The organism is Streptomyces sp. NPDC050121, from assembly GCF_044460385.1.
Lineage (GTDB): Bacteria > Actinomycetota > Actinomycetes > Streptomycetales > Streptomycetaceae > Streptomyces > Streptomyces soliscabiei.
Genome location: NZ_JBITJV010000014.1, coordinates 135,579 through 160,529, shown reverse-complemented (window position 1 = coordinate 160,529; position 24,951 = coordinate 135,579). Strand labels below are relative to the sequence as shown.

The 24,951-nt window shown below is 72.2% G+C and carries 22 protein-coding genes and 1 pseudogene; 1 reads left to right on the top strand and 22 read right to left on the bottom strand.

What is annotated here, in order from left to right:
- Window positions 1–22: 22 nt before the first annotated feature.
- The 9 genes and pseudogenes from ACIBTS_RS22640 to ACIBTS_RS22600 all read right to left on the bottom strand — a co-directional run bounded on the left by ACIBTS_RS22640 (window position 23) and on the right by ACIBTS_RS22600 (window position 7,839).
- Window positions 23–427 (bottom strand): serine hydrolase, encoded by a 405-nt coding sequence (locus tag ACIBTS_RS22640; RefSeq protein ID WP_399321729.1) that lies wholly within the window; start codon window positions 425–427, stop codon window positions 23–25.
- A gap of 2 nt (window positions 428–429) precedes the next feature.
- On the bottom strand, window positions 430–873 hold the full coding sequence (locus ACIBTS_RS22635; RefSeq protein ID WP_399321597.1) for a pyridoxamine 5'-phosphate oxidase family protein: 444 nt from the start codon (window positions 871–873) through the stop codon (window positions 430–432).
- Window positions 874–940: 67 nt separating this feature from the next.
- Complete coding sequence (locus ACIBTS_RS22630) at window positions 941–1,207, bottom strand: hypothetical protein (protein WP_399321595.1); 267 nt, start codon at window positions 1,205–1,207, stop codon at window positions 941–943.
- Window positions 1,208–1,217: 10 nt separating this feature from the next.
- A pseudogene (locus ACIBTS_RS22625) lies at window positions 1,218–2,482 on the bottom strand (RNA polymerase sigma factor).
- A gap of 13 nt (window positions 2,483–2,495) precedes the next feature.
- Window positions 2,496–2,897: a YciI family protein gene (locus ACIBTS_RS22620; protein WP_319672523.1), complete on the bottom strand. Its 402-nt coding sequence runs from the start codon at window positions 2,895–2,897 to the stop codon at window positions 2,496–2,498.
- Between the two features lie 362 nt (window positions 2,898–3,259).
- Window positions 3,260–4,093: a PIG-L family deacetylase gene (locus tag ACIBTS_RS22615; protein WP_399321594.1), complete on the bottom strand. Its 834-nt coding sequence runs from the start codon at window positions 4,091–4,093 to the stop codon at window positions 3,260–3,262.
- 232 nt (window positions 4,094–4,325) lie between these two features.
- On the bottom strand, window positions 4,326–6,623 hold the full coding sequence (locus ACIBTS_RS22610) for an FtsX-like permease family protein (protein WP_399321593.1): 2,298 nt from the start codon (window positions 6,621–6,623) through the stop codon (window positions 4,326–4,328).
- Window positions 6,620–7,318 carry an ABC transporter ATP-binding protein gene (locus ACIBTS_RS22605; RefSeq protein WP_399321591.1) on the bottom strand — a complete coding sequence of 233 codons (699 nt, stop codon included), beginning with the start codon at window positions 7,316–7,318 and terminating at the stop codon, window positions 6,620–6,622. The genes ACIBTS_RS22610 and ACIBTS_RS22605 overlap by 4 nt, the downstream gene beginning before the upstream one ends.
- A complete protein-coding gene (locus ACIBTS_RS22600) occupies window positions 7,315–7,839 on the bottom strand; it encodes a PadR family transcriptional regulator (protein WP_319672519.1) in 525 nt (174 codons plus the stop codon). The genes ACIBTS_RS22605 and ACIBTS_RS22600 overlap by 4 nt, the downstream gene beginning before the upstream one ends.
- A gap of 729 nt (window positions 7,840–8,568) precedes the next feature.
- On the opposite strand from ACIBTS_RS22600, the gene ACIBTS_RS22595 reads away from it, so the two are divergent.
- Entirely contained in the window at window positions 8,569–11,340 is a 2,772-nt protein-coding gene (locus ACIBTS_RS22595; protein ID WP_399321588.1) for a BTAD domain-containing putative transcriptional regulator, read from the top strand.
- 95 nt (window positions 11,341–11,435) lie between these two features.
- On the opposite strand, the gene ACIBTS_RS22590 is transcribed toward ACIBTS_RS22595, so the two are convergent.
- The 13 genes from ACIBTS_RS22590 to ACIBTS_RS22530 form a co-directional block, all read right to left on the bottom strand.
- Complete coding sequence (locus ACIBTS_RS22590; RefSeq protein ID WP_399321587.1) at window positions 11,436–12,692, bottom strand: NADase-type glycan-binding domain-containing protein; 1,257 nt, start codon at window positions 12,690–12,692, stop codon at window positions 11,436–11,438.
- The gene (locus ACIBTS_RS22585) at window positions 12,689–13,246 is read right to left on the bottom strand and encodes a phage tail protein (RefSeq protein ID WP_399321585.1); all 558 of its coding nucleotides are present in this window, start codon (window positions 13,244–13,246) and stop codon (window positions 12,689–12,691) included. Before ACIBTS_RS22585 ends, ACIBTS_RS22590 begins: the two co-directional genes overlap by 4 nt.
- Window positions 13,247–15,193: a putative baseplate assembly protein gene (locus ACIBTS_RS22580; RefSeq protein WP_399321584.1), complete on the bottom strand. Its 1,947-nt coding sequence runs from the start codon at window positions 15,191–15,193 to the stop codon at window positions 13,247–13,249.
- Window positions 15,190–15,603, bottom strand: coding sequence for a GPW/gp25 family protein (locus ACIBTS_RS22575; RefSeq protein ID WP_319672512.1), 414 nt, complete (start codon window positions 15,601–15,603; stop codon window positions 15,190–15,192). Before ACIBTS_RS22575 ends, ACIBTS_RS22580 begins: the two co-directional genes overlap by 4 nt.
- A 7-nt stretch (window positions 15,604–15,610) precedes the next feature.
- The gene (locus ACIBTS_RS22570) at window positions 15,611–15,892 is read right to left on the bottom strand and encodes a PAAR domain-containing protein (RefSeq protein WP_079658065.1); all 282 of its coding nucleotides are present in this window, start codon (window positions 15,890–15,892) and stop codon (window positions 15,611–15,613) included.
- A gap of 67 nt (window positions 15,893–15,959) precedes the next feature.
- Entirely contained in the window at window positions 15,960–17,831 is a 1,872-nt protein-coding gene (locus ACIBTS_RS22565) for a VgrG-related protein (protein WP_399321581.1), read from the bottom strand.
- Window positions 17,831–18,658, bottom strand: coding sequence for a LysM peptidoglycan-binding domain-containing protein (locus ACIBTS_RS22560; protein WP_319672510.1), 828 nt, complete (start codon window positions 18,656–18,658; stop codon window positions 17,831–17,833). The genes ACIBTS_RS22565 and ACIBTS_RS22560 overlap by 1 nt, the downstream gene beginning before the upstream one ends.
- Complete coding sequence (locus tag ACIBTS_RS22555) at window positions 18,655–19,092, bottom strand: phage tail protein (RefSeq protein WP_079658068.1); 438 nt, start codon at window positions 19,090–19,092, stop codon at window positions 18,655–18,657. Before ACIBTS_RS22555 ends, ACIBTS_RS22560 begins: the two co-directional genes overlap by 4 nt.
- Before the next feature lie 108 nt (window positions 19,093–19,200).
- Window positions 19,201–22,161 carry a hypothetical protein gene (locus ACIBTS_RS22550; RefSeq protein ID WP_399321578.1) on the bottom strand — a complete coding sequence of 987 codons (2,961 nt, stop codon included), beginning with the start codon at window positions 22,159–22,161 and terminating at the stop codon, window positions 19,201–19,203.
- Window positions 22,162–22,173: 12 nt separating this feature from the next.
- Window positions 22,174–22,317 (bottom strand): DUF6760 family protein, encoded by a 144-nt coding sequence (locus tag ACIBTS_RS22545; protein ID WP_099935404.1) that lies wholly within the window; start codon window positions 22,315–22,317, stop codon window positions 22,174–22,176.
- Window positions 22,314–22,799: a hypothetical protein gene (locus ACIBTS_RS22540; protein WP_079658071.1), complete on the bottom strand. Its 486-nt coding sequence runs from the start codon at window positions 22,797–22,799 to the stop codon at window positions 22,314–22,316. Before ACIBTS_RS22540 ends, ACIBTS_RS22545 begins: the two co-directional genes overlap by 4 nt.
- Window positions 22,799–23,242 carry a phage tail protein gene (locus ACIBTS_RS22535; protein ID WP_079658072.1) on the bottom strand — a complete coding sequence of 148 codons (444 nt, stop codon included), beginning with the start codon at window positions 23,240–23,242 and terminating at the stop codon, window positions 22,799–22,801. Before ACIBTS_RS22535 ends, ACIBTS_RS22540 begins: the two co-directional genes overlap by 1 nt.
- Before the next feature lie 107 nt (window positions 23,243–23,349).
- Window positions 23,350–24,924, bottom strand: a complete 1,575-nt coding sequence (locus ACIBTS_RS22530; protein ID WP_319672507.1) for a phage tail sheath subtilisin-like domain-containing protein — start codon at window positions 24,922–24,924, stop codon at window positions 23,350–23,352.
- Window positions 24,925–24,951 lie beyond the last annotated feature (27 nt).

The following is a 24,951-nucleotide window of genomic DNA, read 5'->3' as shown; positions in this document are numbered from 1 at the left end:
ATCGCCTCCCCCTACCTCGCGCTCAACCGGACCGGCTCCTTCTCCGATCCTCCACCAGCCCCGACGACGGCGCGACGGGGATTCCGGCCCACCGTGTGAGCATATCGTCACCACCCGCGCACCCTGCGCCCCGGTACACACAGGCAGAGCCTTGTACTACAGCCTCTGGGCGCAGGCAGTGAAGCCCTCGAATCGTCTCGCGCAAGAGGTGCCGCATCGGTTTGCCTGTGGCCCGGCGTGCGATCTCACCGACCAGGAAGCCGTACGTGAACGAGTGGTATCCCGTCTCGGTACCGGGGAGCCACCGCGGTGTGGCGCCGACGATCGCACTCGCAGTCGCCTTGCCGAGGGCGCCGAACTCCGGCCACACGTCGACCACTGGCGTGTCGTGTCCGACCGTACCGGTCTTTACGAGCAGGTGGGCCATCGTCACCGGCTCGGCCACGTGTAGCGGGTCTGGCTGGACGTCGGCAGTTTGCCGAAAGCGAAGCCGACAGTAGGCGCGACTCGATACAGCCTGACCTCGCCCGCGATGACGGCCTCGCCCAACCCATACCAGGAACCCTCGGGGCCGGTCAGATGTGCACCGTGCTTCCGCTCGAAGTCCGCGACGGCCTGTTCCCGCTCGGAGCGCTCATGCACCACGGATGCGACGCCCTCGATGACGACGTCCACACCGGTCAGGGCACTCGTGCCGGTCGTCAGCGCACAGTGAGGATTGCGCTCAAGGTTTCGTGCCTTGCGCTCCTGACCACCCGTGGTGAAGCACATGCCACCCAGACTCCAGGCCGCCAACACCGACGCCCACGGCGTGGCCTGCGCGCCTGGCGACGAGAACGGCCCCAGCACAGCATCTGGTTCGCTGTCCAACATGTCACATCCTCTATGAAGCATGCCTGGCCAACCGGCACTGGTGAAGAAGTGCCGGCAAATCGACCCATCATGCCTTCCGGTAGGCGTTACGTGCCGTCGTTGACGACCTGAACTCGCCGAGAAGCTCATCGGCCGGCACGCGCACCAACGGCTCGATCCACACCGTCTGCCGGTGAGAAAGCAGTGCAGCGACCGCTTGGATGATGTCACTCATGTGCTCACGCCGACCGTGGTGGCGGGCGAGGGCTCGCCCGTTCTTCAGATGAGCGATGCCGTGCTCGACGCGAATGCGGCGCGAGGAGTGGGCGGCGGTGATGTGCGTCGGCTCGGGCATGAGCGACACGTCAAGTGATGTCGCCGAGGCGGGCCGCACGGGCCCGGAGGTAGCGCTGTTCGGGGAGGCTCAGGGTCTTGGTGGCGGCTGACTCGTAGGCGGCTCGGGCGGCCTCGGGGTCGGCGGCGCGTTCCAGGAGGTGGGCGCGGACCGAGTCCAGGCGATGGCCGGTGGTCAACTCCGGTGCGAGCGCGTCCAGTTCGGCCAGACCAGCCTTCGGTCCGTGGACCATGGCGATGGCCACTGCACGGTTGAGGCGTTCGACAGGGCTGGGGACAAGGTGGACGAGGACGTCGTAGAGGCCGAGGATCTCGGGCCAGTCGGTGCTGTCGGGCGAGTCCGCCTCGTCGTGGACGGCGGCGATCGCGGCCCTCAACTGGTAGGGGCCCAGGCGGCGTTGGGACAGAGCCCAGGTCACCAGGGCCACGCCCTCCTCGATCGCCGCCTTGTCCCACAGCCCGCGGTCCTGCTCGTCGAGGGGGATCAGTTCGCCGCCCGCCCCGGTCCGCGCGGCGCGCCGGGCGTCGGTGAGGAGCATCAGGGCGAGCAGGCCGGTGACCTCACAGTCGCCGGGCAGCAGGCGGTGCATCCTTCGGGTCAGCCGGATGGCCTCGCCCGCGAGTTCGGCCCGCTGGAGGGAGGCTCCGGAGGTGGCCGTGTAGCCCTCGTTGAAGATCAGGTAGAGCGTGTGGAGGACGGCGGGCAGCCGCTCCTCCCAGTGATCGGGGCGGCCGAAACGCGTGCCCTTCACCCGCTGCTTGGCCCGGCTGATCCTCCCCCACTGCCTTAAGGGCGTGGGGGGACCCCCAGGGCCATCGTCGCCTCCGGCACCAGATGCGCGCGGGCGATCTCGGCCGTCGTCAGACCGCCGACGGCCCGCAGCGTCAGCGCGATCTGGGCGGTCGGGGGCAGATCCGGGTGGCAGCAGAGGAAGAGCAGGGTCAGCGTGTCGTCCTCGGAGGGCGCACGATCGGGCCCGGGCGGCGGCGCGGTGAAGGCGTCGCGCGGTGTGAGCGCCGCCGCCTTCTCCTCACGCAGCCGCCGCGCCTGATCACTGCGCAGCGCGTCCGTGAGCCGCCGCGAGGCGACCCTGATCAGCCAGCCCCGCGGATTGTCCGGAATCCCCGACTCGGGCCACTGCCCGGCCGCTGCCAGCAGCGCCTCCTGTACGGCGTCCTCGGCGGCGTCGAAGTGCCCGTACCGGCGTACGAGCGCGCCGAGGACCTGCGGCGCGTGCAGGCGCAGCAGGTCCTCGACCTCGCTCGTACGTCTCAAACGTCTCACCTGCTCACACTTGGCCGAGCGGCCGGATGACGACGGGGTACGTGTTCGCGCCCTCGGGAACGGGGCACTGGGTGACCCGCGCGGCGATCTCCGTGACCCGCTCCAGGCTCTCGCACTCCAGGAGCCAGTAACCGGCGATCACTTCCTTGGTCTCGCCGTACGGCCCGTCGGTGATCACGGGCTTGCCGTCCGCGCCGGCGCTGACGAGGCGGGTCCTGGCAGGCTCGGCCAGCCCCTGGGCATCGATGAACTCGCCTGTCTCGGCGAGGTCGTTGTTGATCGCCCCCATGTGCTGGAACATCGCCTGCATATCCTTGTCGCTCCAGGCCGGGAGACCGGCGGCGGGCTTGCCCGCCTGGGCCTCGTAGTCCGCCTGCGTGCCCTGCACCATCACCAGGTACTTCATGAGTCCGCTCCTTCGGCTCGGGCCGCCCCTGGTGGGCGGCTTTCACAGGGGACGTCGGAGCCGGCCCACTCTTCTCTACACGCTCGCGGAAGTTTTTTCAGGCTCGCGGGAAGAGCGTCAGGAGTCCCGCCGCCTGGCCCGGTCGACCGCCGGTCCGCTCTCCGTCCTGAGGACGGGCGACGGGCGTTCGCAAAACCGAACATTGAGCTGCGCCGTCGCCGACGACAACTCTGGGGGCGCGGCCCTGTGCTGGGCACCCGCCTCCACGGCCCTGCCCGGGCGCGGGGACCGGCGGTCGAGTGACCGCCGCACGACCGGGCAGGACCACCCTCATGATCAAGGGCCGCCGGTGGGCGGGCGGATCAGCGCAGTCCGGCGAAGAGATCGTTCTCGGGCAGGGCCGCGCCGGTGGTGTCCTGGACGCGTACGAAGGTCTCGACACCCATCAACTCGGTGAACTTCGCCTGACCCATCCTGAGGAAGAAGATGTTCTCCCCCTGGCTGGCATGCGCGGCCAGCGCATCGAACTTCTGGTCGCCGAACGCGGTGGTGTCCACCCAGGTGGTGACCTCCTCGTCGGGGAGCCCGATCTCGGCCAGCGCGGCGGCCTCGGCGGGATCCGGCTCCTGTGCTTCGCCGCCGAACTCGCGCATGACCTCCCCGAACCGCTGCATCATCGAGCGGGGCGCTGTCGTCCAGTACACCTTCGGTGTCGGCTCGGTCATCGCCAGCGCCGCCATCGTGATGCGATTGGCCTGGATGTGATCGGGATGGCCGTAGAAGCCGTTCTCGTCGTAGGTGACGACCACATCGGGCCGGTAGCGCCGAAAGAGTTCCGCGAGTCGGGCAGCGCCCTCCTCCACGGGTGTCTGCCAGAAGGATCCGGGCGCGTCATTGGCCGGCCAGCCCATCATCCCGGAGTCGCCGTAGTCCAGCATCTCCAGATGACTGACCTTCAGGACTTCGCAGCTCGCCTTGAGTTCTTGACGCCGCATCAGGGCTACGGCCGCCGGATCATGCCCGGGTTCACCCGGTTTGACACCCCCCGGTCCATCGCCGCAACCGCCGTCGGTACATGTCACGAGGACAGTGCGGATACCCTCCGCCGCGTACCGCGCGAGGACGCCTCCCGTTCCGGTGGCCTCGTCGTCGGGGTGGGCGTGTACCGCCATGAGCGTCAAGGGCCGGTCGTTCATGAAAACAGTCCTCCTGTAGGAAAAGGCCTCGGTCCGAGTCCCCGGCGGGCTTATGCCCGGTCGCCCCTCAGTATCAGATGCCGGACGACCGGGCATACCGCGGCCGCCGGTCTCTCGGCCGGTGCAACATCGCCGACCTGACCCGCTGTTCCCGCCGCCCACCGGAACGCCCCCGACCTTGTGGGGCGGGGGCGACATCGGGCGGCATCCGGCGACCGGCTTGGCCTTCCTCCTACTCGTTGCGTGCCGCTTCGGGGCCCGTGATCCGTCTGAGCAGCGGCATCGTGGATGCGATGACCCCCAGCGAGGCGACCAGCCCGGTGAGCACGATCGCGTAGTACTGGATCCCCGGTGCCCGGATCGAGTAGTCGAACTGTGCCTGGACGAACAGCTGGGCGGCCAGGAAGCCCATCCCGATCGCCACCACCGCGACCACCACGAGCGGGACCGCGCTTTCCAGCAGTACGACCCTTCGCAGCACGCCGAGCTGTGTGCCGGTCAGCCGCAGCAGGCTGAAGGGGCGCTTGCGGTCGCGCAGGCCCCCGGCCACGCTCACGGCCAGGCTGCAGCCGGCAATGGGGAAACTGACCAGGATGACCACGTTGGCCAGTTGCTGGTATCCGGCGAGTTGTGCGCCGCTTTGGGCATGGTCCTCGCGGACGGTCCAAGGGATGTCGCGGTCGGGATACGTGTTCGCAAGGATGGTGCGCGCACGTTCGATCGCCGACGTCGACCCGTCGGTGGCCACGACGATCTCCTGGACCGGGAGCCGGGCGAGGCGCTGGGCGGAGATGTCGGCGGCGGGCCATGCCGAAGGCCAGTGCATCCAGTAGTACGTGCCGAAGCTGCCGTAGTTCTGGGCGACCGACGCCGCCTGGGCTCCGGGGGCGCATGCAGTGTTGGCCGGCATCCTCGCAAGCTCCGTGCACGAGGCCAGGCCGGCGACCGGCGGAGTCCCGCCGCCAGGTCGACCGTGCATGGTCGGGTCCGGGGTGCCGAGCGGGTTCGTGTGGATCATCAGCACGCCTTCGACGCCCGGTACGGAGTTCAGGTCGCCGACCGCGGCCTTCGGGAGCGGGGGCACGCTGCCGATCTGACGTCCGGTAGCGGGGTCGAAGCCCCGGGCGTAGTTGGCGTCCAGGGCGCCGGCGACCGCTCGGCCGGCCTGCGGGATGCTGCGCTCGGCGTTCAGCGCGCCGATGATCCCGACGGCCGCGCTGGTGACGCACAGGGCGAGGACCAGCCCGCTGACCGCGCGGAAGCCGGCCTTCGGGTCGTCCGCGAGCCGCCGGCCGGCGACGAGCAGCGCGGGCCGGCTGGTGAGCCGGGCCAGGACGCGGGCTCCGGCCATGGTCAGCCAGGGCCCGGCGATGACGAGGCCGGTCAGGACCAGCAGGATGCCCGGGACGAAGACCCAGATCTGGCCGTTGGTGCTCCTGGGCACCCGGCCGATCGTGTAGGAGAGTTCGGCGATACCGGCGGCCAACGGGATCAGCCGGTAGACGCGCGGCGGGCGCGGCGTGACGCGCCGGGTGACCCCGAGCGGGGAGACCTGCACGCGGCGCAGAGCGATCCGGGCCGCGATCGCGGCCCCCACGGGGACGGCGACGGCGACGAGAAGGATGTCGCCGGTCCGGAGCGTGAGGTCGCTGGTGAAGAAGGGCGTCTGCGTGAGGTCGACCGCCGCCAGTCGCGTACGGAACAGGGAGAAGAGGCCGAAGCCGACGGCCGTGCCGATGACCGCGGCGACCGTCGATTCGACGGCCGAGAGCATCGAGATCTGCCGCGGTGTGGCGCCCACCAGGCGCATCGCGGCGAAGCGCTGCTCGCGGCGGGCGGCGGCCAGCCGGCTGGCCGTGCCGATGAGGATGAGCACCGGGAAGATCAGGGCGGTGCCCGCGACGGAGAGGATGAGCTTGATGCCGCGGCTGTCGATGCCCGCCCTGACCGTGCAGTTCGTGCCGTTGCAGCTGCTGGGGGGCGCGGTGGTGATCGAGGTGACCCGGGTGGCGTCGTGCTGCTTCGCGAGCTGGTCGGGGCTGTGGCCGATGACGATGATCAGGGAGTCGGGGCCCGGGAGTGCCGCCTTGCCGACCGTGCCGATCTCGTGGCCGGGATAGCGGTCGGCGAGTTCGGCGGCGGGCGTTGCGTGCAGGAGCTTGCCGAGGGCTGGTGAGGCGTAGAACTCGCCCGGTCCGGGAAGGCGCGAAAGTCCCGGCGGGACCGGGGAGTTGGGTCCGGTTGCGGCGACGTCGACGCGGCCGATGGTCTTGCCGTCGAAGTGGTCCGCCCTGAGCAGCCACCACAGCGGGTCCGTGTCCGCGTTCGCCGCCGACCGGCTCGACGCGCTCTGGCCGGTGCCGGTGTTGAGCCAGGCGTTGCGGCTGTTCTGGGTGGCGGTGGCGTTGATGGCCGCCAGGATGCTCAGCAGCAGGCCGACGCCGAGTGCGACGGCGGCCGTGATGACGGCGAGGCGGGCGGCAGCCTCTCTGCCGCCGCTCAGGGTGAGGCGCAGGCCGAGGCGGATCACGAGGCGATCCGTCCGACGGACAGCGGTGTCACCCTGCCGTCGCGGACGATGACTTCCCGGTTCGCGAAGGCGGCCACGCGCGGCTCGTGGGTGACGAGGACGACGGTGGTGCCCTCCTCGCGCACGGAGGCGACCAGCAGGTCCATCACATGTTCGCCGGTGAGCGAGTCGAGCGACCCGGTCGGCTCGTCGGCGAACAGCACCTTGGGCCGGGAGACCAGGGCACGGGCCAGAGCGACCCGCTGTGCCTGCCCGCCGGAGAGTTCGCCGGACCGGCGTCTCTCGAGACCGTCCAGGCCGAGTCGCCCGAACCACGGCCTGGCCTCGGCCAGCGCGCTCGCTCTGCGGGACTTGGCGAGCAGCAGCGGCAGGGCGACGTTCTCCTCGGCGGTCAGCTCGGGGACGAGCTGACCGAACTGGAAGACGAAGCCGAAGCGGTCCCGGCGCAGCGCGCTGCGCTCGGGCTCGCGCCGGGTGTCGACACGGCGGCCGTCGAACCAGATCTCGCCGGAGTCGGGTACGAGGATCCCGGCCAGGCAGTGCAGCAGCGTGGACTTGCCGGAGCCGCTCGGCCCGGTGACGGCGAGGATCTCGCCGGCGCGGGCGGACAGATTCGCACCCCGCAGCGCGGGCGTCTGCCCGAACGACAGGACGGCGTCCCGCGCTTCTACGAGGAAGTCTTCGTCCGCGCTCATGAGCGCACCTCCGCCGTCAGGGCGGCGAGCCGCGCCACGGTCTGGTCGATCCACCGCAGATCGGCTTCCAGGTGGTACACGCCGTGGTCGGCGAGCAGCGAGTCGATCGTGCTGCCGGTCCGGCGCAGTTCGGTCAGCTCCCGCATCCGCTCCATGTGGGAGGCACGCTGGATGTCGAGGTACGCACGCGGATCGCGCTCCAGCAGCAGCGCGATCACGACCTTGGTGAACAGCACCGTCTGCAGATGAGGTTCGCCCGCCACCGGCTCGGTCAGCCAGGTCTCCACCTGCGTGACCCCCAACTCGGTGATCACATAGCGCTTGCGGTCCGGCCCCGACCCGGGCTCGGTCTCACCGACCTCGACCTTCCCGTCGCGGGCGAGGCGGCTCAGGGTCGAGTAGACCTGCCCGGCGGGCAGCGGCTTCCCGCGGCCGAAGTACATGTCGTAGTCGCGCTTGAGGTCGTAGCCGTGGCTCGACTCGCGTTCGAGGAGTCCGAGGAGCGCCAGAGGGACAGTCATACCTCAGTATCTACACTCGGTATCTAGTCGACGTCAACAGGCGAACGGAGCCGGAGCCGGGAAGCGCTCACAGCTTGGGCGCAGGGCCGGGCCGAGAGCCGGGCCCGATGTCCTTGGCGAGCTTCTTTCTCCTGGTGGGAGTACTTCCGTGGTCACCTTCCTGTACCGCCTGGGCCGGTCGGCCGGCCTTCCGGCGGCGACGACTCTTCCTGATGGCGTGGATCGTGGGGCCGGCCGCCGTTGGCATCGGCGCCGGCAGTGTCTCCGGGACCACGACCGACGACTTCACCCTGCCCGGGTGAACTCCCCGAGGACGAACGGGCGTTGACACAGCTGCCGGCGGCCGGGCTGAAGGACGAGGCGGTGGCGCGGCATCTGGGGGGTGAGTCTGCGTACGCTGCGGCGCCGGGTGAGCGAGCTGCAGGAGCGGCGGGGAGTGGCGAGCCGTTTCCAGCTCGGGGTGCGCGCCGCCCAGCGGGACTGGGTGTAGCCGCGGCCGCCGCGGCAGTTCCGCGCCGCCGTCCGTACTGAAACGGCACTCTCTTTGGCATCGGCCGTTTCCGGGCGCTCCGGATGAGGGAAAAGCACGAAAATGACACCCCACGGCCACGCAAGTCCTACGCCCTATAACCTGCCGGACTTTGTGGCACTAAAGACCAGCACAAAAGAAGAAAAAGTCGAAACGGGACATCCCTGTCAGAGCGTCCGGGAACAGCGGAGATGAGACATATGACGAGTCTTTTACCGGCTCAGCAGTGGACCGCGTTCCGGATACCGGTCTGCGAGGCCATGTCCCGGGGCCGTCTGACCGAGCAGCTCGCCGAGGGCTCGTCGGGCCTGGTGATCGCCCCGCCCGGCTTCGGCAAGACCGCGCTGTTGGCGCAGGCGGCCAAGGCGCATCCGGGTCCGGTGACGTGGTATCAGGCCCGGCCCGACGCCGACGAGCGGGAGTTGCTCACCACGCTCGGGTATCCGGCAGACGCGCTGGCGGGCTCCGCCGGGCCGCCCGGCGCGGGCCGGCAGGTGTCGCGGCGCCGAGCTGCCGGGGACGGCGGCCCCGTCGGACGACTCGTCGTCATTGATGGCATGCACCTGCTCTCACCGGGCGCGCGGGCGCTCGCGGTCCGGCTCGGCCAACTGGCGCCGCCCCACCCACGGGTGCTGATCGGGACGCGCCCCGCCCCGGGGCTGTCGGCGGCCGCGCTGGAGGCGTCGGGCGCGACGGTGGTGAACGCCGACGCCCTGCGTTTCCGCTCCTGGGAGGTCGAGCACCTGTTCCCGTACCTGTACGACACGGCGCTGCGCCCCGGGATCGCGCTGCCCCTCGTCCGGGCCACCGGCGGCAGGGCCGCGACGCTGAGACTGTTCGCCAGAGCCGTGGCGGCCCGCCCCGACACGGGGCAGGAGCGGATCCTGGCCGACGGGATGTTCGGCCGCGAATACCTGGAGCGGGAGGTGCTCGACCCGCTCCCGGGCCGTCTCGGACGGTTCCTGACGGAGACCTGCCTGCTGGGCCGGCTCACCGCCGACGCCTGCCGCGCGCTGACCGGCCGCCCCGACAGCGCCGAGACGCTGTGGTCCCTGGCCCACGAACACGGGGTCCTGCGCGCCGACCCGGACGGACGGACGTACGGAGCCGAGCCCCTGCTCCGCGAGTGTCTGCGCGCGCGGCTCACCGGCACGCTGACCGACGTCGAACTGACGCGGCTGCGCGCCCGGGCCGCTGCCTGCGCCGCCGCGGGCGATCACGACGATCGTCAGGACCCGCCGCCGTCGGCGGTGCGCCGTCGCCTCGGGTCCGCCGACTGGCCCGACCCGCTGCGCATCGTCGTCGCGGGCGGCCCGGACATCTACCTCGGCCGCTCCGCCGGGCGCGTCGCCCAGGGCGGTTCCGGCGGCTCCGCCGCCCTCCTCGTCCAGGGCATCGCCGCCGCCCTGACCGGCGACAGCACGGCCGGCGCCACCGTGCGCCGGGCCCTGGCGGAGGCGACGGACGATGCCCCGGTCGCGCTGTCCGGGCAACTGGTCCGGGTGGCGCTGGCCGTGCTGGCCGGGGGTCCGGCCAGGCCGGTCCCCTACCCGGAACTCCAACGGATCGCGTACGACGCCGAACGGCTGGACCTGCTGTGGCTGAGCCGGGCCGCCCGATGCCTGCTGGGCCTGGGGCCGCACCCCGAGGACGCCGGGCAGCCGGTCGCCGTGCTGGAGGAGTGCACCCGGCTCGGCGACGCCGAAGGCGCGGCGCTCGCCGCGTCGGCCGTGTGCCTGCGCTCGGTGCGCACCGGACGCCCCGGCATCGGCGAGTTGGAGGACGTCGTACGGCGGTTCCGGGCGCTGGGCTGGGGCACGCTGGAGGCGTGGGGCCGGGCCGCCCTGGCCGTGGTGGAGGTCGCGCACGATCTGCCGGACGCCGGGCAGCGCGCCGCCCAGGCGGAGGCGTTCGCCCGGTCGGCGGGTGTCACGGGCGCCCGTGCGCTGGCCATGGGAGCGATGGCGCTGGCGGCGCCTGACGCGGCGAGCCGGGCCGAGTTGCAGGAGGCCGCCTGGTCGACGGCCCGGTCCGCGCGACTGCCGGTGGCCGGGCTGCGTTCCTGGCTCACCGCGCTCGCGGCCCTCGCCGGACAGCCCCCTGCCGGACAGCCCCCTGCCGGGCAGGCGCCGACCGGCCCGCTCGGGGACGGCGGAGCCGCAACGGGCAGGGCCAGAGCCGGCGGGCAGCACGCCACCGGGTCCGGACGCGTCCTTTCGGCACGGTCGGCGCCGGGCCTGACGGTGCGTTGCCTCGGCGGCTTCGAGTTCACCCTGGCCGGGCGCGAGCACGACTGGGCGAAGCTGCGCCCCAGGGCACAGGCGGTGCTGCGGCTCCTCGCGGTACGCGCCGGCCAGGCCGTCCACCGTGACCATCTGCTGCTCGCGTTCTGGGAAGGGGTGACGACACCGTCCACGCTGCACAACCTCCAGGTGACGGTCTCCAGTCTGCGTTCCTTCCTGGAACCGGAACGTCCCCGGGGCGGTTCCCGGCTCATCGCGCGGCAGGGCGACTCCTACCGGCTGGTGCTGGCGCCCGGTGATGTGAGCGACGTCGCGGCGTTCGAGCGTGCGGTGCGCGACGGCCGACGAGCCCGGGCGCAGAAGCGGTCGGAGGAGGCGGCGGACGCGTTCCGCATCGCTCTGGACCACTACGCGGGCGAACTGCTGCCCGAGGACGGGCACGCCGAATGGGTGGCCGGGGACCGGGAACGGCTGCGCCGGGAAGCGGCGGGCGCGGCCGTTGCCCTGGCCGAGATACGTCTCGCCCAGAGCCGGCCCGTGGACGCGGTGGAGGCGGCCGAACGCTGCCTCGAGATCGACGGGCACCGCGACGCCGCGTGGCGGGCCCTGATTCGGGCGTGCGAGGCCGCGGGGCTCGCGGCTGACGGTGCGCGGGCCCGGAACGGCTACTCGGCGATGCTGGCCTCCCTGGGGATCCCGCCGTCGAGCGGGCTGTCCCATCCGATGTAGCGGCGGGCGCCGGGGCGCGCGACCGCCGGGTCCCCTGCTCCGGGGCGGGACGCCACCACGGGGGGCACCCTGGCGCCGGGCGTCCCGAGCCGACGTCATCGGCGGCCGAAGAACTCGACCTCGAGGATCGCCGTGTGCCGGTTCTTCCCCTCGGCTCCGTAACTGGACCGGACGATGAACCGCACCGTACTGACGTTCTTCCCTTCGAGGTCCAGCGTCTGCGGCCCCGGCTTGTCCTCCAGCTTGAGCTGCTTCTTGTGCACCGCACCGCCCGGTTCGCCCAGCTCGACGTCGAGGACGGACGGCCTGGCCTGCTTGAGGAACTCGTCCTTGTTGACCGAGATCCCGGTCTGGATGATGAGTGTCGTGAGCGTGACGGGCTGTTCGAAGCGCGCCTGAACCTCCTCACCCGTGCCCGCGCCGGCCTGCGTCGGCGCCCAGTAGGTGTTGTTGGCCCCGTCGAAGGCCAGGTTCGGCCCGTGGTCCTTGAGGTGACTGGACCCGTCCGCGAACTTCGGATTGACGGGGGTGGGTTTGGCCGTCCGGTCGCGGAGGTTGTCGATGAGGCCGCTCAGGTGGGGCCGGGCGAGGTAGCCGCCGCCGAGCAGGACGACCAGCGTGATCGGGATCGCGAGGCTCGGCCGTCGCCATGCCCGGCCCGCAGGACGCTGTCCGGCCGCGAGCCGACGCGGCGGGCGGCGGCGGAGCCGACGCCTCAGCCGCGCCCACCACGAGAGCCGTTCCTCAGCCGCCACGGTCGCGGTGAGCACGGCGCCGCAGCGCAGACACAGGGTGCGGGTACGGGGGTTGGCCTGCGCGCATGCCGGACAGACCAGGTCATGGACCGGGGTCCGGGGGTGGGGCGCGGTCGCGGGGGTGACCTGCGTGTCCGGCTCCGCGGGCAGGTCGTCCGGGTCCGCCGACCGCTCCCCGGGCCGCCGCACGGTGCCGAACACCCCGGATTCCGACGTCGGCTGCGCCTCGGGCTGTGCGGCAGCGGGCGTCGAGGTCTGCGACCGGGGCAGGACGGAAGCGGTCCGGGCAGTCGCCGGTTCCGGCGCGGGACCGGCGGTCACCGCTCCCTGGACGGACGGCCCGGCAGCGGACGCGTCCGCTGCCACGGGGCCCTGCCCCACCGACCCCTGCGCCACCGACCCCTGCGCCGCCGGGCCGGAGACGGCGGGCCCGGCGACCGCCGCACGGGGCGCCGTTGCCGTGCCCTGACCGCCGTCTTCATCAGCGGCGCCGCTCTGCTCCCAGTCGAGGAAGGCGTTGCAGGACGCGCAGAACGCCGCGCCCCGCACGTTGTGGTGGCCGCAGTCCGGGCAGATCAGCCCGCCGGGGCCGCTCATGACGCGTCCGCGAGGGGCAGCAGTTCGGTGTCGTATCCGACGTGCGCCGGCACCTCACCGGCCACCAGCCGCCGGAGCCGCTCCGCGCCTGCCGCGTCCGGGTCGGCCACCCGCACCCGTACGGTCACCCGGGGCGGCGCGCCGGCCGGCCCGGGCAGGGGGCTGTGCGCCGTCTCGGACCACGACGTTGCGCCGGTCTCCTCGATCTCCGCCTCCGCGGCGAACTCCAGCCGTACGGCTTCCTCGAGTCCGCCTTTCGTGCCCCGTCTGCGGTGCCGTTCCACCGCCCCGAGGACCGCGGCCCGGCGCTGTCCGGCCGGCCGATCTGCGGCGGGGCCCACGGCCACCCATGCGCCCAGCCACGCCAGGAAGTCCTCCGGGGCGGTTCGCGGGTCGAGATGGGCGGGGAGGTTGTCGATGGTGAGCAGCACCGGCGCCAGTACGTCGTCCAGCGCCGCGAGGAACCGCTGGATGAAGTCCTCTCCCAGGTAGACGGCCGGGAGTTGGTAGATGAGTGGATGAGGCGTGGGCAGTCCCTCGACCGCTGCGCGCATTCAGGCCTCCCGCATTCGGAGTTGGTGCTCGTAGGAAAAGACGAGGGCGTGCGGGTCGAGCACGATCCTGGTGACCGGCTCGGCGCGCTGCCCGGTCACCGGGTCGGCCGGGAAGAGCCTGACGTCCTCGACGAGGTCTACGCCCGGCACCCGTTGCAGGACGGCGTACACCTCTCCGGCGTGGATCGGCCGCCCGAACGGCCAGCCCTGCCCGCTCGGTCCTCCGGTGATCGGGTTGAAGTACCCGTACAGGGCGGCCAGCGCCGCGGTGCGGACCGGGTCGGCGGCCGCACCGGGGGCCGCCAGGACGGACGCCACGACGGTGACGCCCTGGTAGTAGGGCGGCTCGACCACCAGCCGGGTGCCGATGGGACGGCGCTGGTCCAGATAGTCGGCGAGGGCCCGCAGCGTCTCCCGGGGCGGCACCAGGTCGTCGAAGTGCAGCCGTCCCTGGTCGTCGCTGCGCACGGCCGGCACCAGAAGCAGCCGCACACCGCCCTCCTCGCCCTCCCCCGCGGGTACGCAGGCGACCCGCGCCGCGTCCGGGGCGACCTCCCGCGCCAGCACCTCGTAGTCGCGTGGGACGACCGCCCGGTACAGGGTGCTCAACGTCATGGGGCCGCGGACCTTGGCGCTCTCCACGCTCTCCCCGTCGACACCGCCGACGGCGGCCCGCCGGTTCTCGGCGCGGGCGACGAACGGCAGCGAGGTGCGCAGCATCCGCAGCGTCCCCGCCGCGACGTTGCCGGGGCTGCCGCCGCCGGTCCGGTAGGCGCGGATCCGCACGGGGGCGCCCTTGGCCGGCACGGCGCCGTAGTAGCGGATGGTGCCGTCCGGCTCGCGGACCGCCGGACCGAAGTCGATCCGGCCGGAGTTCGGGTCCAGCGTCAGATGCCGGTCGCCGGGTCCCGAGTGGGCGAAGTCGTCGACGCGGTGCCACAGCGACCAGTCCGAGCCGTCCGCCACCTCCACGACGAACGGCTCGTCGCCCGGCACGACGGGGGGCCGGGCGACGTGGAAGGACTGGCCGGGCACGCCCTCGGACAGCCCCAGGACCTCGTCCGTCACCGTTTCGGCGTGCACGGCCTCGACCGTCGCGCCGATGGTGAAGGCCTCGGCCTCGCGGATGGTCGGCGACTGCAGATAGGTGGGCTGGTCCGGCTCGGCGGAGACCAGCCGGCAGCGCACCCACCCCGCAATCTGGCGCGCGATCGTGGACTCCGCGTGGCCGCTCGGCAGGTGCAGCACCACCTGGCCGGGGCGGTTGAAGCCGCCGGTCGTGTCCTCCTCGACGTCGCAGCGCGCCCAGGCCGTGCCGTCCCACGCCTCCCAGCGCAGCGGCGGGCGGCGCGGGTCGACGCCGACGCCGTCCACCCGGCAGTCCAGACGCAGCACGACGACCCCGGCCCGGACGGGGTTGGTCAGGCCGACGTACAGGGCGTCGCCGGGGGCGGGCTCGGAGTCGAAGCAGGGCACGTCGCGGCCGAGGGCGAGTTCCTGCGTACGGTCGGTGGCTCCGCCTCCGGCGGGGCAGGTCGCCAGCCGGGCCAGTCCGCACGGCACGATCGGCAGGTCGCGGACGGTGGTGAACACCACCGCCTCCTCGGTCTCGGTGCGCACGGTGGCGACCTCGGTGCCGGCCTTGACCCGGACGTTCTCGGGCTGCGGCGCGGAGAGCCAGAACGTGACGTCCGTGCGGGCGGCGGTGGGCGGGTGCAGTCGGACGCCGATCAGGTCGAGGAAGGCCAGGTAGTTCTTCTCCGGCACGCGGTTGACGCGGTAGAGGAGCTGGTCGACCATCGTGGCGAACGCCTCGATCAGGGTCACACCCGGATCGGAGACGTTGTGGTCGCTCCACTCTGGGCAGCGCTGCTGGACGAATCTCTTGGCCTCGTCGACGAGTCCCTGGAACTTCCGGTCGTCGAGATGGGGGGAGGGCAGCGTCACGGACCCGTTCCTTCCTCGTGCGCGGGGATCACATAGAACGGGAACACGAGGTTGCGGGGGTCGTTCGTGCCCCGCACCGTGTAGCTGATGTCGATGTACAGCACGCCGTCCTCCACCGCGTCGAACCGGACGTCGATGGCCACGACCTCGATCCGCGGCTCCCACCGGTCCAGGGCGAGCCGGATCTCGTAGGCGACCTGGCCCGCGGTGCTCGCGTCGGCGGGGGCGAACACGTAGTCGTGGATGGCGCAGCCGAACTCCGGCCGCATGGGTCGCTCCCCCGGCGAGGTGGCGAGCACGAGCCGGATCGATTCCTCGATCTCCCGCTCGCCGCGCACCAGGGCGATGCTGCCGGTGGCGTCGGTGCGCGGCGGGAACGCCCAGCCCGCGCCGACGAACTGCTGTCCCATCAGCCGGTCACCCGCCGATCAGGACGGTCGGGCAGCCCGCGATGATCGGGGCACCGCAGGCGGCGGTGTCACCCATGCGGGCGGCGGGCCTGCCGTTGATCAGGACGGTGGGGCAGCCTGGCGGAATGATCACGGACGGGGGATGCACGGCGGGCGGCGGGAAGGCGCACGTGTGGGTGGTGCCGACGGTGGCGGCGGGCATGCCGCCGATGAGGACGGTGGGCGCGCCAGGCGGGCCGACCGTCCCGGGGTGGCCGGTGGGATCGCCGACGCGAGCGGCGGGTGGCATGGAGGAGGCTCCTTTTCGTCGGCTTGTCGCTTGTCGTCGTCTCTTGGCGGCGTGATGTGACGGCTCGTCAGTTGATCCGGACCAGGCCCGCGTTGATCGTGCAGGTCGCCCCGCCCTTGATCTCCGTGCGCGCGGTGCCGTTGACCGCGACCTGGCTGCCCTTCACCTCCACTCCCCCGCTCGTCGTGAGCCCGACCTGGCCGTTGCCGCCGTCCACCTGGACGCCGGTCTGAGCGGTCACCTTCACCGACTTGCCGGTCAGTTCGAGGGTGCCGCTGCCCGCGTCCATCAGCGCGCCGTTGCCCGCCTTGACGGTGACCTTGTCCTTGGCGTCGATCTCCACCGTGCCGTCGCTGTGCACGATGATCTTGGTGCCCTTGCGGTCGAGGTCGAGGGTGAGCTTGCCGTCGCCGGTGACCATCCGTACGCCCTGCGGCCCGGAGGCGGTGTCGAGCAGTTCGAGCTGGTTGCCGCTGCGGGAGGAGAACGTCCGCCGGTTGACGGCGCCGCTGGTCCCGTCGATCAGCTCGCCGCTCGCCGTGGACGGTTTGTCCTGCCCGTTGAAGAGACAGCCGAGTACATACGGCCGGTCGAGCCGGCCCTGCTCGAACCCGACCAGCACCTCGTCACCCACCTCCGGGACGAACGCGGAGGTTCCCTTGCCGCCCTTGCCCCCTCCTCCGGAGGTCTGCGCGCACCGGGCCCAGTCGCTGACGTACTCGTCGGACAGCCAGGGGAACTTGACCTTGACGCGGCTGAGTTTGTCCGGGTCCTTGGTGTCGGAGACGAGACCGATGACGACTCCGTCCACCTCGGGGAGCCGGCCCGCCCGGCCCGCGGCGGCGCCGGCCAGCGCCGACAGGGAGCGTTCCTGCTGGCCCGAGACGGTCACCCAGGTCTCGTAGCCGCGCTGTGCGTCGAACACGTGCCGGGAGGCGGTGACGGTGTACCGGCCGTCGAACGGGGATCCGACCCCGGACAGCGCGACGGCGCCGCCGGCCCGGACCTCGGGATTGCCCTGGATGACCGCCTCCATCTCGGCGAACGACCCGGCGATCCGCTGCGCCAGCGCCTTCGCGACCTGCTCGACGCGGGCCTGCGCGCCGTAGGAGTTGTCGGTGACGAGGTAGTCGGCCTTCCCGAAGGGGCGCGCCGCGTCCGCCGGGCTGATGCCCAGTTGGACCGTGTCCGCCCTGCCCGCCTGCGCCGTGCCGACCAGCGCCTGCTTGGTCCTGGTGTCCCAGCCGCGCACCTGGACCTGGGAGACCTGCTCGGCGGCGGTCACCCCGGCGCGGCAGCGCACCAGGTTCTTCCCGAGTTCCAGCACCAGCGGGTCCCGGTCGGCGCGGGCCGAGGAGCCGGGCGCGCCGGATGCCGCGGTGGGCCCGGTGACATGCAGGGCGCCGTCGATCACATAGACCTGTGCGCCGGCGTCCTCGGCCAGGTCGCGGAGGAACTCCCAGTCGGAGACGTTCGCCTGGGCGACGTGTTCGAGGACCGGCCCCGAGACGTCGATCGTCCCCGTCCGGAGCCCGGCGCGCTGGGCGACGCGACGGCAGATGTCCGCGACGGTCATGTTCTGGTAGGCGGCGACCCGACGGCCCCGGAAGAGCCGGTGCGCCTTGTCCATGCCGCGGACCACGGTGAACGTCCCGGTCTCGTCGAAGTCCAGCTCCAGCGCGGTCACCTCGCCCTTGAGCAGCGGCTTCGGCGAGCCGCCCGCGCCGGAGGAGACCAGCAGCCGCGCCTCGGAGCCGATCTTGATGCCGGCCTTGTCGAGCAGCACCCGGCTGGGGTCGCGAAACCGCAGGACGAACGTGTCGGGCAGGGTTCGGCTGTCGTCGACGTAGCCCTCCACCAGGGTGTTGGCGAGGTCGGCGGGCAGCCTGGTCCCGCCGATCTCCATGACGAGGATCTTGGCGACGGTGTCGTTGGCCATCAGACGTCCTTCCGGCCGCCGGTCGCCGCGGACCCGTACGCGACGGGCTCCGCCGCGCCGCCCGGCAGCGTGTCCAGTTCGTCGGCCGACGGGAGCAGCAGTTCCCGCCCTTCCGTCAGCCGCATCGGATCGTCGATGCCGTTGGCCTCGGCGATGGCCCGCCAGGCAGCCGCGTCGCCGTACTCGGCCCAGGCGAGGCCCTGCAGCGTGTCGCCGGCGCGGATGCGGTGGACACGGCGGGCGGTGAGCGCCCCCGACGTCGGGTTCTGGCCGGCCGTCTCTCCGCTGATCTCCTCCATCGTCACCTGGCACACCGCCCGGATCGGCGTCCCGGACGTGGTGAACAGCGTGTACTTGACCTGGACCTGGCTGACGTAGCCGGGGAAGCCGGTGATGCCGCCCCAGTGGAAGACCACCCAGGGCGGCGACGACCGCTGCGCCTGCCGGGTCTCGTTGGTCGGCACGCAGCAGGCGAACAGACTCTCCACCGCCTTGACGACACTGGTGTCCTGGGTGTCGCTCGCGTCGAAGAACATCTCCACGGTGAGCTTGCTGGGCTGCGGCCCCTGGTACTCCGGAGGGCCCGCGCTCTTCGCGCCCTTGGCGGGGGTGCGTTTCCAGGACGCGGACTTGCCCAGGCTGAGCTCCTTGGGATTGAACTGGAAGTCGATCCGGCCACAGGGTCCACCGGGGGTGAGGCTGCCGCCCGAGGGCGGGGTGCGCAGTTCGAGGTAGGCGTGCTCCAGCTTGGGCCGCGCGTCACCGCCCGCGGCCGACGCCGACCTCGCGCCGCCGCCTGCCGCGCTGAACGCCACGGGCCCGCTCATGCTCCGGGCTCCATCATGTAACCGTGGTGCGCGATCTCGATGGTCTCCGTGGCGACCTTGGGCGACTCGGGGTTGAACGTGGGCCCGGTCCAGCGCACCGGCACCACCTCCAGCAGGCCCCAGCGGGCGACCATCACGTCGTCGCCGGTACGTGCCTCGATGTGCGCGGTCTTGCGGGCGAACCCGGTGGTCATGCTGGCGAACCACTTGGCCACCTTCTGGGTGTCCTTCGTCAGCGGCCGGGACAGTTTGACGTTGGGGTACTTCAGACGGGTCGGCAACTGCCAGACATGGCCGTTGTTCCCGCCCTCCTCGCGGGCTTCGAGCACCACCTCGCAGCCCAGCCCCTCACAGGTGTTGAACGACCCCAGCTCGATCCCGTCGATCGTGACGACGAAGCAGACCGTGACCGCCGGGTCCTGGGTCGTGGACATCCGATGCCCTGCCTTTCTGTCGGTACGGGTGCTCTGTCAGTGCCGGGTGATCTGCCGATGCCTGGTGATCTGTCAATGTCTGGTGATCTGTCAATGCCTGGTGATCTGTCAATGCCTGGTGTGGATCAAGGTGCCGGCGCGTTCGCGTTCGATGCGCAGCTCCGCTCTGAGCAGCCTGCTGAGGGGGGCGACCAGGGCTCGGACGAGTTCGTCCGTGACCTTGGGGACGCCCGACCCGGCGGTCTTCCCCGGGGCGGCGGTCGACGTCGACGCCGACGGCTCCGCCGCCGATGGAGCGGCCGGCTCGGGCGGGGTCGGCGGGTCGACGGGCGGCGCGTCGGCCGACGCGCCGTCCTCGGCGCGTTGCACGGCGGGCGCGGTGAACTCCACGGAGCCGTCCGGCATCCACTGGGCCACCCCGGCGGCGACCGCCGCGGCCCCCGCGCTGACGCCGGACAGCGCGGGAGCCGACGGGGCCCGTCCCCGGAGGGGTGGGGACGGGAGCGATGGCGTGGCGAAGTGGGGTACAGGCGACGGAGCGACACCGGGCACCGCCGCGAGCCGTTGCAACGGGACCGAGGGGCCGAGGGCGTCCGGGCCTTGAAGCGCCCGGGTGGAGGGCTGGAGGAGGCCATCGGGGAGGACGGCGGCACCGGGAGCCGAACCGCCGGGGAATTCCGGGCGCCCGGGGCGGCCTACGTCGCCGTAGGACCAGGCAGGCGGGGCGCCATCGGCGCGAGCCGTCGCACCGGCGTCAGTGGTCCGCTGCACGACACCGCCCGCGTGGCCGGCGGCGGTGGCGGTGGCGGTGCCGGGGTAGGCGCTGCCGCCGTCGGTCGCGGTGGGCCCACCGCGAGGGCCGTCGGGCACGGTGTCGGCGGACCAGGCACGGCCGCCGGAACCGCCGGCCCCGGGGGCGGACGGTCCGCCGCCGACCCGCTCCCATCGGACCGGGACCGCTGCCGCAGGCTCGGTGGCGGCCGGCGCCTCGGCGGAGGGTGCTGGTTCGGGCACTGTGTAGAGAGGCAGCGACCGCTGCGCCACCAGTGGGAAGACGGGGCCGCCGCCTTGGGCCACCGGCCCGGCATCCGTCCCCGCCCCCGTCTCGGGCGCCGTACCGGGAAGCGTGGCGGCGTCCGCCGCGTTCACCGCGTCCAGCCGCCGCATCGGCATGGGCGTCGCGGCCGTCACCATCTCCCCCGGTCCGGCTGCCTCGACCACCACCTTGTCACTCACCGCGAGCGGTCCGGCGTCCCCGAGCAGCGGCGCCGGATCGGCTTCCGCGCGCACCGGCGTCGCAGCGGTCGCCGGGAGTGCGGCGGGTGAGCCGCCGGGAACGTCGAGCACATCGAGTCGCTGCACCGCCACCGGTCCCGACGGCGCGGCGCCACCGGAAGTGGCGGCGGTCCCGGAGACGGCATCCGGGCCTGGACCCGACCCCGCCCCCGGGCCGGTACCCGATCCCGAGCCGGAGCCCGAGCCGGAACCGGAGCCCGACCCCGAGCCGGATCCCAACCCGAAACCGGTGCCCAACCCCGAGCCGGAGCCCGAGCCGAAACCGGTGACCCGCCCGGGACCGGTGTCCATTCCGGGACCGGTGCCCGGGACGGGCAGCTGACCTGGTCTTACGGGTTCGGCGCCGGCGTCTGTCCCCGTCTCGGGCGAGAGCACTGTGCCTAGGTCCACCGGGTCCGTGGTCAAGGGTGGCGTGTCGCCGAGCAGTGGCGCGGTGGCCTCCCCGTCGGACGACGGCACCGCGGGCTCGGCCGGGTCTGCCGCCAGGTCCTGCACCGCCGCCTCATCCGGAGCGGGCGAGACGCTCAGGGCCTCCGGGGCCGCCGGGTCCTCCGGGGCCTCCGGGACCTCCACGGTTCGGGAGACGTACGTGTCGGAGGCGACGGAAGGCGACGCGGCGGCGGACTCCGCCGGTGTCGCCGTCGGGCCCGGAAGGGGCAGGGCGGTGGGCGGCAGCGCGGTGAGCGGCTCGCCGAGACCCCGGTGCCGCGGACGCGGCGGGACCGCGACGTCACGCTGCACAACGGACTGCACAGCGGGCCGCACGGCAGGCCCGGCGTCGCCCGCGCCGCCGATGAGCGGGGCGGTGGGGGCGGTGTCCGGTCCCTGGCCGGCGGCCGTGCCGGTGCGCGGCGAGGCGAGCGGGGGCGCGGGCGTGTCCCGTACTGGCGTCGCACGGGCGGTGCCCGACGCTTCGGTTCGCTGGACGACGCCGCCCTCCTCATCCTGCCCCGCAGGCGTGTCGGGTGCGGCGAGCAGTCCGGCGACGGGCTCGTCCGGGCTGTCCGGTGTCAGGGGGCCGGGGTCAGGGTCCGGGTCTGACGCGGGGACCGGCGTGAGTTCCCGCGCCGGTTCGTCCGGTGGCTCCGCCACGACCAGGGGCCGGGTGGGTACGGGGCCTGCCGGGACGGCGGGCACCCGCATGACCATCGCCGGAGCGGTCGGTGCCGTGTCCCGCGCCGGCGCGATCGGCAGCACGGCCGTCCGCTGGAGTGACGCCAGGGGAAGCGCCACCGGTGCGCCCGCCCGAAGGCCCTCGGGCACCGACATTCCCGGACCCGGGGACGACACCGTCCCCTGGACGGTCGGGCCAACCGTGCCATGGGGGTCGTCCGGCCGGTCACCCGGCCGGTCTGCCCACCCGCCGTCCTCGCCCCGCACGGGATTCTGCGCCTCCCGCGATCCGCCGAAGGCGTGTGCCTCCGGCCGTATGCTCGTCCGCTGCACCGGCGGCATGGGTTCCGCCAGCCCGTGACCCACGCCGGACGGCGCCCGGGCGCTGACGAGATGGCCGAGCGGGCCCGTGACGGTCGGATCCTGCCAGGTACCCAGCCGCCCACCGAACCCGCGGGGGTCGGTGACCAGCCCCATGGGGGCGCTCAGAGTCCGCTGCACGGGGGGCGTCGACCGCCACCCGCCCGTGACGTGTGCGTCCGGCGTCGCGTCCGGCCCGGGTGGCGTCGTCCCGGCGTCGGCGCGCGCTCGCGTCCCGGGCTCCGTGACGCCGCCCCGCGAGCCTTCACCGTTCCTCGTCAGCCAGGACAGCAGTCCCATCTCGGTGTCCTCTCACCGCCCGTTGAGACGGGCGATCTGCTCGACGTACCGCTGCCGTTCGGGATGTTCCAGATCGAGCAGCTCTTCGAGCGGCCAGTGGAAGTGATAGGCCAGGTACGCGATCTCCTCGTAAAGGCGCTCGACCGCGTACGTCACGATTCCCCCAGGCGGCCCCCGGCGAGGTCCACCGCGAAGTGTTCCTGGCAGGAAGGGCAGGTGACCGCGGCCCGGGTGTGGCCCTCCGCGTTGATCCGCCGGTAGAAGTCCTGGAGGAAGGCGAGGTCCGAGGCGAACAGGTCCTCCACGAGGCCCGCGTGGACGTCCTCGATGGTGCCGATCCGGGTGATCACCCGGGCGATCAGGACCACTGACAGGTACGCGGAGTTCTCCCGCACCCGGTCGTCCCGCAGCGGGATGAGCTCGTCGCGGGCGGTGGCCAGCCGCATCACACCGTGCCGGTGGACGGTGCCGGAGTCGTCGACGTACCCCCGCGGCAGTTCGAAGGCGAACTCGGTGCGGAGCGTGTCACGCCCCGCACCGCTCGCGCTCTCGCCCGGCCCGCCGGTGCGGTCGTGCTCCGGTGCACCCGGCGACGACTGTGCCGCCGGCCGCGCCGGAGCGGGCGTCCCTCTGCGCATCACTCAACTTCCATGCTCTCGTACGTGATCGAGAGCTTCTCGGTGAGCACCGAGGTGTCGCCCGCCTTGAGGGTGCCGATCTCCAGCGCCTTCGGCCAGGCGTTGATCAACTGGTAGCGCTTGATCGCGCTGCCCTCGTAGTCGTAGACGATGATCGCGCCGTTCTTGCGGGCGTCGCCCATCTTCCCGAAGCGGGACGACTTGATCCACGCCTCGAAGCTGTTGTCCTCGGTCAGACCGCGGGTGACGGTGACCTCGCCGGCCTTGGGGCGGCCCGGCAGCTTCTTGACGGCGTACTTTCCGTCGGTGGTGTTCTGCTTGAGCTCGATGACGTCCTGTTCCATCTTCAAGCCGCTGACCTCGGTGATCTGCTTGATCACCACGCCGTCGAACTCCAGCCCGAAGGAGTGGCCGACAGAGCTGTCAAGTTCGGGGAGTGCCATCCCAGCCTCCATAGCTCATCTCGTGTGTGGAGCGGCGGTCTTCCACCGCCCCGGGACCGATCCGCGGCCGGCCCACCGTCGTGGGGCCGTGACCCGCATGCGTGCTGTTACTCGTCGACCGATCCCGTGCCGCCCGACAGCTGTGCCAGCCGGAACACCACGAACTCCGCGGGCTTGACCGGAGCGACCCCGACCTCGCAGATGACCTGGCCGGCGTCGATGCTCTCGGCGGGGTTGGTCTCCCGGTCGCACTTGACGTAGAAGGCCTCGTCCGGGGTCAGCCCGAACAACGCGCCCTTACGCCACTCGTTGACCAGGAACGCCGAGATGGTGCGCCTGATACGTGCCCACAGGGCGTCGTCGTTCGGTTCGAAGACGACCCATTGCGTGCCCGTCAGGATCGACTCCTCGAGGTAGTTGAAGAGCCGGCGGACGTTCAGGTAGCGCCAGGCGGGGTCGGAGGACAGGGTGCGGGCGCCCCACACCCGGATCCCGCGGCCCGGGAAGGAGCGGACGCAGTTGACGCCGATCGGGTTCAGCAGGTCGTGCTCGCCCTTGGTGATCTGCGTCTGGAGGCCGACCGCGCCCCGCAGGACCTCGTTCGCCGGCGCCTTGTGCACACCGCGCGACTCGTCGTTGCGAGCCCACACCCCGGCTATGTGCCCGCTCGGCGGGACGAAGGTGTTACGGCCGACCGACGGGTCGAAAACCTTGATCCATGGGTAGTAGAGCGTCGCGAACTTCGAATCGAAGCCGGCCGTGTCCATCCGCCAGTTCTTGATCTGCTGCGGCGACAGCCCGGGGGGAGCGTCCAGGATGGCGACCCGGTCGCCCATCAACTCGCAGTGGGCGATCAGGGCCTGCTGCACCGCGATGACGGTCTCGTCGTCGACGATGCCTCGCTGGTGGGCGCTCATCAGGTCGGGCACGGCCACCGTGGTGATCTCGTCGATGGCCTCCAGCCCGCCAAAGCCCGTCCGCTCGTCCGCGTCGCCGATGTAGTCGTCGGCCGACAGCGCGACCGTGCCGGAGCCGGCAGGAGCGGGCGCCGTGCCGGACCCGGCCGCGAGGACGACCGTGCCGGTGTCGGGCTTTGTCGACGCGGCGGCCCTGCTGACCTCCTCCAGGGCGATGATCTGCGACTTCTCCTTGACCTTGGTGACGACGTTGTCCTTGCCGCGGCGCGCGGACACCGAGGGGTAGGTCTCCTTCTCCTCCCCGTCCACCTTGACCACCAGCTTGAACGCCTCGCTCGGCGGCGCCTCGCCGTCCGCCGCGCCGACCTCGACCGTGATCTCACCGGTGACGGCCGGCAGTGCCCGGACCCGGAATCCGCCGAGCAGCGCCTCGGCTGCGGACCCGCCGCCCGCCGTCCCACCGGCGGACCCGCTCGGCAGTTCGCCCGCGACGCCACTCCCGCCGTCACCGATCCGGACGACGTAACAGTTCCCGCCGCCGTTGGCGAAGTAGCCGTACACGGCGGACGCCAGATAGGAACCCTCGACGAAGTCGCCGAATGCGCCCACGTACTGGCTCCAGTTGGTGACCAGTGTCGGTTCGTTCAGGGGCCCTTGTGGGGCGAAGCCGAGAAACGCGGCGACCGAGGTGCCCACTCCCTCGATCGGTCGTGCCCCGGCCTCCACTTCTTCGACGTAGATGCCTGGGGACAGATACGACGGCATACCCACTCCTCCTTGACCTGCGGCCGA